The sequence below is a fragment of the Curvibacter gracilis ATCC BAA-807 genome, from assembly GCF_000518645.1.
Lineage (GTDB): Bacteria > Pseudomonadota > Gammaproteobacteria > Burkholderiales > Burkholderiaceae_C > Curvibacter > Curvibacter gracilis.
Map to the genome: position 1 here is coordinate 52,992 of NZ_JADZ01000034.1, position 7,265 is coordinate 60,256.

8 protein-coding genes are annotated in these 7,265 nt (G+C 68.7%); 1 reads left to right on the top strand and 7 read right to left on the bottom strand.

What is annotated here, in order from left to right; all coding sequences use genetic code 11:
- Positions 1 to 239 precede the first annotated feature (239 nt).
- Complete coding sequence (locus L880_RS0121870; RefSeq protein WP_027477493.1) at positions 240 to 509, top strand: hypothetical protein; 270 nt, start codon at positions 240 to 242, stop codon at positions 507 to 509.
- A gap of 20 nt (positions 510 to 529) precedes the next feature.
- On the opposite strand, the gene L880_RS0121875 is transcribed toward L880_RS0121870, so the two are convergent.
- The 7 genes from L880_RS0121875 to L880_RS0121905 form a co-directional block, all read right to left on the bottom strand.
- Entirely contained in the window at positions 530 to 877 is a 348-nt protein-coding gene (locus L880_RS0121875; protein ID WP_027477494.1) for a winged helix-turn-helix domain-containing protein, read from the bottom strand.
- 64 nt (positions 878 to 941) lie between these two features.
- The gene (locus L880_RS0121880) at positions 942 to 1,928 is read right to left on the bottom strand and encodes a Bug family tripartite tricarboxylate transporter substrate binding protein (protein WP_027477495.1); all 987 of its coding nucleotides are present in this window, start codon (positions 1,926 to 1,928) and stop codon (positions 942 to 944) included.
- A 67-nt stretch (positions 1,929 to 1,995) separates the two neighbouring features.
- The gene (locus L880_RS0121885; RefSeq protein WP_027477496.1) at positions 1,996 to 3,444 is read right to left on the bottom strand and encodes an NAD-dependent succinate-semialdehyde dehydrogenase; all 1,449 of its coding nucleotides are present in this window, start codon (positions 3,442 to 3,444) and stop codon (positions 1,996 to 1,998) included.
- Between the two features lie 11 nt (positions 3,445 to 3,455).
- The gene (gene hpaI / locus L880_RS0121890; protein ID WP_027477497.1) at positions 3,456 to 4,274 is read right to left on the bottom strand and encodes a 4-hydroxy-2-oxoheptanedioate aldolase; all 819 of its coding nucleotides are present in this window, start codon (positions 4,272 to 4,274) and stop codon (positions 3,456 to 3,458) included.
- 8 nt (positions 4,275 to 4,282) lie between these two features.
- Positions 4,283 to 5,086 carry a 2-oxo-hept-4-ene-1,7-dioate hydratase gene (hpaH, locus tag L880_RS0121895; protein WP_027477498.1) on the bottom strand — a complete coding sequence of 268 codons (804 nt, stop codon included), beginning with the start codon at positions 5,084 to 5,086 and terminating at the stop codon, positions 4,283 to 4,285.
- A gap of 32 nt (positions 5,087 to 5,118) precedes the next feature.
- The gene (gene hpaD / locus L880_RS33125; RefSeq protein WP_043330216.1) at positions 5,119 to 5,994 is read right to left on the bottom strand and encodes a 3,4-dihydroxyphenylacetate 2,3-dioxygenase; all 876 of its coding nucleotides are present in this window, start codon (positions 5,992 to 5,994) and stop codon (positions 5,119 to 5,121) included.
- Between the two features lie 207 nt (positions 5,995 to 6,201).
- A partial coding sequence (locus tag L880_RS0121905; protein WP_027477499.1) for an aldehyde dehydrogenase family protein occupies positions 6,202 to 7,265 on the bottom strand: 1,064 nt, incomplete at its 5' end.

Below are 7,265 nucleotides of genomic sequence, written 5' to 3' on the forward strand. Positions count from 1 at the left end.
ATCAGACGCGATTCGCTATGTCTTTGTGACTATAGCGATGGCCGTATCCCACCCGTCAAAAAGTCAGCAATCCCGACTGGATTGAAGGGTTGGCTATATACTTGAAAACATAGCGATGGCGCCTGCTGGGGCGCTGCAAGCCGGTTCATCAGCTCTCAAGGAGTCACAGCGTGCATGGCCTTGCCCCTTCCTGCGACGGGCTCCTTGACCGGGATACCGATCGGCACCTGCCAGGGGTGTTGCTGCCGACTGCTGGGCCGCGCCCGCCTGGCGTGCCAGGGCCGCCCTGGCGCCAGGTCTGGGTGCGTGCTGCGGTCACCCAGGGCACGGAGCCCCGCTCGGCGCTGGAGGTGGGCGAATGGGCCCTGGAGCCGGTGCTGGGCAATCCGCAGGAGATGGCGCTGTCCCTGACCTTGGCCGACGCCTCCTGTGTCACCTTTGTCTTGCAGGCGCACGACATGCAGGACATCGCGGCCGCGCTGCGGCGGTTGCAGCCAAGGGGCTGGTGAAGCGCTGTGGACGCGGCGCTTCAGGGCGCCAGCAGTTTGATGAGCTTTTTCAGCTCGGCCGCGGCGGCCTGTTCGGCCGTGGCCTCGATCTGCCGGTAGCGCTGGATCAGCTCACGGCCCACTGGCGTGAGCGTGGTGCCGCCGCCCTGGCGGCCGCCCGCTGCGGTGCTCACGGCGGGTTCTTTGAGAGACCGGTTGATCTCGTCGAGCAGCATCCAGGCCCGGCGGTAAGACATCTCCAGCTCCCGCCCGGCCGCCGAGATTGAGCCGGTGCGATCAATGGCCTCCAGCAGGCTGATCTTGCCTGGGCCCACCGCAATCTCGTCGTTGCGGCGGATGCGGAGTCTGAACTGGATCTGGGGGGGCATGGAAATATCCTAACCCATGTGCCAGGCGTGCCCGTGTCCCCCACTGGCCAGAGGCCTGCCGTGCTCAATCCAGCGTGATGCCCAGCGCCTTGATCAGCGGCTGCCACTTCTTGCGCTCGCTGTCGATCAGGCGGTTCATGTCGGCGGCGTCGGCCGGGCGGGCTTCCCAGCCGGCGTCGAACAGCTTCTGGCGCACGCCGGCATCGGCCATGGCTTTTTGCAGCTCGGTGCCCAGGCGCGCGTTGATCTCTTTGGGGGTGGCCGAGGGCAGCACCAGGCCTTGCCAGGTGTAGGCCTCGACCGCGGGGTGGCCCAGCTCACGCGCGGTGACCAACTGCGGCAGCTGGGGGATGCGCTCGCCCGACAGGGCCAGCAGGGGCACCACCTTGCCGGCCTTGACGGCGCTGATGCCACTGGGCAGGTCCAGCATCATCAGCGGCACCTGGTTGCCCATGACATCCTGCAGGGCCGGGGCGCCGCCTTTGTAGGGCACGTGCAGCATCTTCACGCCGAACTCGCGCTGGAACAGCTCCAGCGCCAAGTGGTGCGGGCTGCCCTGGCCGGCGGTGGCGATGCTGAGTTCGCCCGGGCTGCGCTGCAGCGCGGCCAGCAAGGCCTTGGCGTCGGCCAGGCCAGCCTGTGGCGAGGCCACGATCAACAGGGGCGAGCGGCCCATCATGCCCACGGTGCCGAAGTCTTTGTCGGCCACATAGGGCAGCTTCTTGTAGAGCACGGGGTTGTATACCAGCACGCCGTTGTCGGCCGACAGCATGGTGTAGCCGTCCGCTGGCGAGTGGGCCACGTTGTCGGCCGCGATGGAGGCGCCGGCCCCGGGGCGGTTGTCCACCAGGATGGGCTGGCCCAGCTGGCGCGACAACTGCGCGCCCACGGTGCGGGCCAGAAAATCGGTGCCCCCGCCGGCGGGGTAGCCCACCACCCAGCGGATCGGCTTGCTGGGGTAGCTGCTGGGCTGGGCCTGGGCTGCGCCCAGGGCCAGCAGGCTGGCGCCGGCCAGCGCGAGGGTGATGAAAAGTCTCCGGCTTGTTGTCATGGTGTCTCTCTTGTATTGAAGGGGGGTTGGAAGCAGAAAAATCAGAAAGCGGCGCTAGCCGCCGGCCTCAGGCCAGGCACTGGTACTTGGTGTGCAGGTACTCCTCCAGGCCCTGGCGCGCGCCTTCGCGGCCATAGCCCGACTGTTTGACGCCGCCAAAGGGCGCCACGGCGGTGGAGATCAGGCCCGAGTTGATGCCCACCATGCCGTACTGCAGGGCGGCGCCCACACGCCAGGTGCGGGCTGAGTCGCGGGTGTAGAAATAGGCGGCCAGGCCGAACTCGGTGTCGTTGGCCATCTGCAGGGCTTCGGCCTCGGTGTGGAAGCGGAACAGCGGGGCCACCGGGCCAAAGATCTCCTCTTGCGCCAGGCGCATGGCCGGGCTCACCCCGGTCAGGATGGTGGGCTCGTAGAAGGTGCGGCCCAGCGCATGGCGCCGGCCCCCGGTCAGCACCTGGGCGCCCCCTGCCAAGGCATCGGCCACCAGCTCTTCGACCTTGGCCAGGGCGGGCTCGTCGATCAGCGGGCCCTGGCCCACGTCGGCCTCCAGGCCGTTGCCGACCTTGAGCGCACGCACGGCCGCGGCCAGCTTGGCGGCAAAGGCGTCGTACACGCTGTCGTGCACCAGAAAGCGGTTGGCGCAGACACAGGTCTGCCCGGTGTTGCGGTACTTGGAGGCCAGGGCCCCGATCACCGCCTGGTCCAGGTCGGCGTCTTCGAACACGATGAAGGGCGCGTTGCCGCCCAGCTCCAATGACAGCTTCTTGAGCGTGGGCGCGCACTGGGCGGCCAGCAGCCGGCCCACCTCGGTCGAGCCGGTGAAGGTCAGCTTGCGCACCAGCGGGCTGGCGGTCAGCTCGGCCCCGATGGGGCGGGCGCCGCCCGTGAGCACGTTGAACACCCCGGCCGGCACCCCGGCGCGCTGGGCCAGTTCGGCCATGGCCAGGGCGCTCAGCGGGGTCTGGGTGGCGGGCTTGACGATGATGCTGCAGCCCGCGGCCAGGGCCGGGGCCACCTTGCGCGTGATCATGGCGGCCGGGAAGTTCCAGGGCGTGATGGCGGCGCACACGCCCACCGGCTCGCGCGTGACCAGCAGGCGCTTGTCGGGCCAGGGCGAGGGGATGATCTCGCCATAAACGCGCCGCGCCTCTTCGGCATACCACTCGATGTACGAGGCCGCGTAGGCGATCTCGCCACGCGCCTCGGCCAGGGGCTTGCCTTGCTCGCAGGTCATCAGCAGGGCCAGGTCGTCCTGGTGCTGCAGCATCAGCTCGAACCAGCGGCGCAGGATGCGGGCGCGGTCTTCGGCGGTGCGCTCTTTCCAGAGCAGGTAGGCGGCCTGGGCCGATGCGATGGCTTCGCGGGTCTGCTCGGCGCCCACATCGGGGATGTGGGCGATCAGCTCGCCCGTGGCCGGGTTGTGCACGGGCAGGGTGGCGCCGCTGTGGGCGGCCACCCAGTGGCCGTTGATGAGATTGGCCTGCTTCAGCAGGCTGGGGTCTTGCAGGGTCAGCATGGTGGGGTGGTTCAGTAGGGGCTGCTGCCGGCCGGCGCGGCAGCCGAGGTGGTTCCGGTGGCGGGTTTGAAGCTGCGGGCCAGGGCGGTGGCGGCGCCCACCAGCAAGGTGGTGTCCACGCCCACGGCCACAAATTGCGCACCGGCGGCCAGGTAGTGGCGGGCCTGCACCGGGTCGGCCATCAAAATGCCGGCCGCCTTGCCGGCGGCGCGCACGGTGGCAATGCCCTCGGTGATGGCCTGTTGAACGGCGGGGTGGTTGGCCTGGCCGCGGTAGCCCATCGAGGCCGACAGGTCGGCCGGGCCGAAGAACACGCCGTCCACGCCTTCCACCTGGGCGATCCCGGCCAGGTGGCTCAAGGCTTCGGTGGTTTCGGCCTGTACCAGCAGGCACATCTCGTCGTCGGCCTGGTGCACGTACTGGGGCACCTGGTTCCAGCGCGAGGCACGCGCCAGGGCCGCGCCCATGCCGCGCACCCCGGCCGGGGCATAGCGCATGGCGCGCACCATCTGGCGCGCCTGCTCGGCGCTGTCGATCATGGGCACCAGCAGGGTCTGGGCGCCCACATCGAGGTACTGCTTGACCAGGGCGGTGCGGCCCTCCACCGGGCGCACCACCGGGTGCACGGGGTAGGGCGCCACGGCGCGCAGCTGCGACAGCACGGTGCGCACATCGTTGGGGCCGTGCTCGGCATCCAGCAGCAGCCAGTCAAAGCCGCAGCCGGCCAGGGCCTCGGCCACGTTGTCGTCGGCCAGGCCGACCCACAGGCCGATCTGGGTCTGGCCCTGTTGCAGGGCACGCTTGAACAGGTTGGGGCTCAGGGCTTGCATCGGGGGCCTCACACAAAGCGGAAGGACACCGAGCCCAGCGGCCCGTAGTCGGCATGAAACGCGTCGCCGGCCTTGGCCGGTGTGGGCCGGGTGAACGAGCCCGCCAGCACCACATCGCCCGCATTGAGCTGCTCGCCATGCGGCGCGATCTTGTTGGCCAGCCAGGCCACACCGGTGGCGGGGTGGTTCAGCACGGCGGCGGCCAGGCCGGTCTCCTCGATCACGCCGTTCTTGTGCAGCAGGGCGCCCACCCAGCGCAGGTCCACATCCATCGGCTTGATGGGGCGGCCGCCCAGCACCACGCCCGCGTTGGCGGCAAAGTCGGAGATGGTGTCGAACACCTTGCGCGGGGCGCCGCTTTCGCGGTCGAACTGCTCGATGCGGGCATCGATGATCTCGATGGCGGGCACCACGTAGTCGGTCGCCGACAGCACCTCGAACAACGTCACCTCAGGGCCTTTCAGGGGTTTGCCGAGGATGAAGGCCAGCTCCACCTCCACCCGTGGCGCAATGAAGCGCGCGGCCGGGATGTCGGTGCCGTTGTCAAAGAACATGTCGTCCATCAAGGGCGCGTAGTCGGGCTCGGTGATCTGGCTGGCCAGCTGCATGGCGCGCGAGGTCAGGCCGATCTTGCGGCCCTTGATGCGGCGGCCATCGGCCTGTTCGAGCTTGACCCACTCGCGCTGGATGGCGTAGCCGTCGGCGATCGTCATCTCGGGGTGGCGGGCCGAGAAGTGGCGCAGCGGGGTGCGCGCCTTGCGGGCGTGGTAGAGCTCCTGGGCCAGGGCTTCCAGGGTGGATTGGGGCAGCATGGGGTGGCTTCCTTGTGGGTTTCTTGTGGGGTTCAGGCCGCTGTTGAGGCCGTCAGGGGCTGCACCGGGAAGATGGCGTTGATCTGCCCCGTGCCCGAACTCGGGAAGAACGGGGTCACCACCTCGGCGCCGGCGCTGTAGGCATCCCAGCCCAGGGCGCCCAGCAGCATGGCGGTGTCGTGCATGAAACCTTCGCCGTGGCCCTTGTCGGCGTACTCGGGCAGCAGGGCGCAGAAGGTCTTCCAGTCGCCCTTCTTCCACATCTCGACCACGTGGTGGTCGAACTCTTCAAGGTAGGGGCTCCACATCTTGTGCATGAACTCTTCGGCCACCCCGTTCTGGGCAAAGCGGTGGCTCAGCGAGCCGCTGGCAAAAAAGGCCACCTTGCCGTCGTAGTCGCGCTCCACGGCTTCGCGCAGGGCGCGGCCCAGGCGGGCGCTGTCGGCCAGGTTGTGCACCGTGCACAGGGCCGACACCGACACCACCTTGAAGTGGCGGTCGGGGTTCATGTAGCGCATCGGCACCAGGGTGCCGTACTCCAGGTTCAGCGTGGTGTCGGGGTGGGCGCGGGTGGGCACGCCGGCCGCCGTGGCGGCGCGGGCCAGCAGATCACCCAGGGCCGGGTTGCCGTCGTACTCGTACGGCATGTTCTTGATGAAGTGCGGCAGCTCGTTGCTGGTGTAGATGCCCTTGAAGTGCGCCGCGTTGTTGATGTGGTAGCCCGAGTTGACCAACCAGTGGGTGTCGAACACCACGATGGTGTCCACGCCCAGCGCGCGGCAGCGGCGGCCGATTTCGTGGTGGCCATCGATGGCGGCCTGGCGGCAGCCCTTGTGCGGGCCGTCCAGCTCGCTGAGGTACATCGAGGGGACGTGGGTGATCTTGGCGGCAAGCGCGAGTTGGCCCATGGTTGACTCCTTTGGTTGTGTCTTGTGTCGGGGGCGATGAAAGGAAAAGTGATGACGCCGAGCTTCATCGGCGGCGTCTGCTCGCCCCTGGTTCCGAAGGCTGCGGAGCAAGCCATGCCAGCAGACACCGTGGAGCGGGCTTGGCCCGGCCACGGGTGTCGTCCCCCTCCGGGGGAAGGCGCCGCAGGCGACTCAGGGGGGAGAACATCAAACTCCCCAGTGCGGGATGTGGTGGGCGCCCAGCGAGACCGCCACGTTCTTCGGTTCGCAGAAGACTTCGTAGCTCCAGGTGCCGCCCTCGCGCCCGGTGCCGCTGGCCTTGGTGCCGCCAAAGGGCTGGCGCAGGTCGCGCACGTTCTGGCTGTTGACAAAGCACATGCCGGCCTCGATGGCGGCGGCCATGCGGTGGGCGCGGCCCAGGTTCTCGGTCCACACGTAGCTGGAGAGGCCGTACTGCGTGTCGTTGGCGATGCGGATGGCGTCGGCCTCGTCCTCGAAGGGGATCAGGCAGGCCACGGGGCCGAAGATCTCGTCCTGGGCGATCTTCATGCGGTTGTCCACGTCGGCGAACACGGTGGGCCACACGTAGTTGCCGCGCTGCACGCGCTCGGGCAGCGCGGCCGCGTAGGCGGGGCGGTCCAGGCCACCGCACAGCAGCGTGGCGCCTTCCTTGGGGCCCAGCTCGATGTAGCTGCGCACCTTGGCCAGGTGGGCCTGGCTGATCATGGGGCCCACGATGGTCTTCTCGTCCAGCGGGTCGCCCACGGTGATGCGGCGGGCGCGCTCGGCAAACTTGGCGGCAAAGTCGGCGTAGATGGACTTTTGCACCAGGATGCGGCTGCCGGCGGTGCAGCGCTCGCCGTTGTTGCTGAAGATCATGAACACGGCGGCGTCGAGGGCGCGATCCAGGTCGGCGTCGGCAAAGATCACGAAGGGGCTCTTGCCGCCCAGCTCCATGCTGAACTTTTTGAGGCCCGCGCTTTGCACGATGCGGTTGCCGGTGGCGGTGGAGCCGGTGAAGCTGATGGCGCGCACATCGGGGTGGCTGCACAGGGGTTCGCCGGCCTGCTTGCCGTAGCCGTGCACGATGTTGAGCACGCCGGCGGGGATGCCGGCCTCCAGGGCCAGCTCGCCCAAGCGGGCCGCCGACAGGGGCGAGAGCTCGCTCATCTTGAGCACGGCGGTGTTGCCGAAGGCCAGGCAGGGGGCCACCTTCCAGGTGGCGGTCATGAAGGGCACGTTCCAGGGGCTGATGAGGGCGCACACGCCCA

What these genes read in the sequence shown, in the direction of transcription:
- L880_RS0121880 (WP_027477495.1), bottom strand. Translation starts at nt 1,928, where the DNA reads ATGACAACAAGCCGGAGACTTTTCATCACCCTCGCGCTGGCCGGCGCC.
- hpaD (WP_043330216.1), bottom strand. Translation starts at nt 5,994, where the DNA reads ATGGGCCAACTCGCGCTTGCCGCCAAGATCACCCACGTCCCCTCGATG.
- L880_RS0121885 (WP_027477496.1), bottom strand. Translation starts at nt 3,444, where the DNA reads ATGCTGACCCTGCAAGACCCCAGCCTGCTGAAGCAGGCCAATCTCATC.
- L880_RS0121875 (WP_027477494.1), bottom strand. Translation starts at nt 877, where the DNA reads ATGCCCCCCCAGATCCAGTTCAGACTCCGCATCCGCCGCAACGACGAG.
- hpaH (WP_027477498.1), bottom strand. Translation starts at nt 5,086, where the DNA reads ATGCTGCCCCAATCCACCCTGGAAGCCCTGGCCCAGGAGCTCTACCAC.
- hpaI (WP_027477497.1), bottom strand. Translation starts at nt 4,274, where the DNA reads ATGCAAGCCCTGAGCCCCAACCTGTTCAAGCGTGCCCTGCAACAGGGC.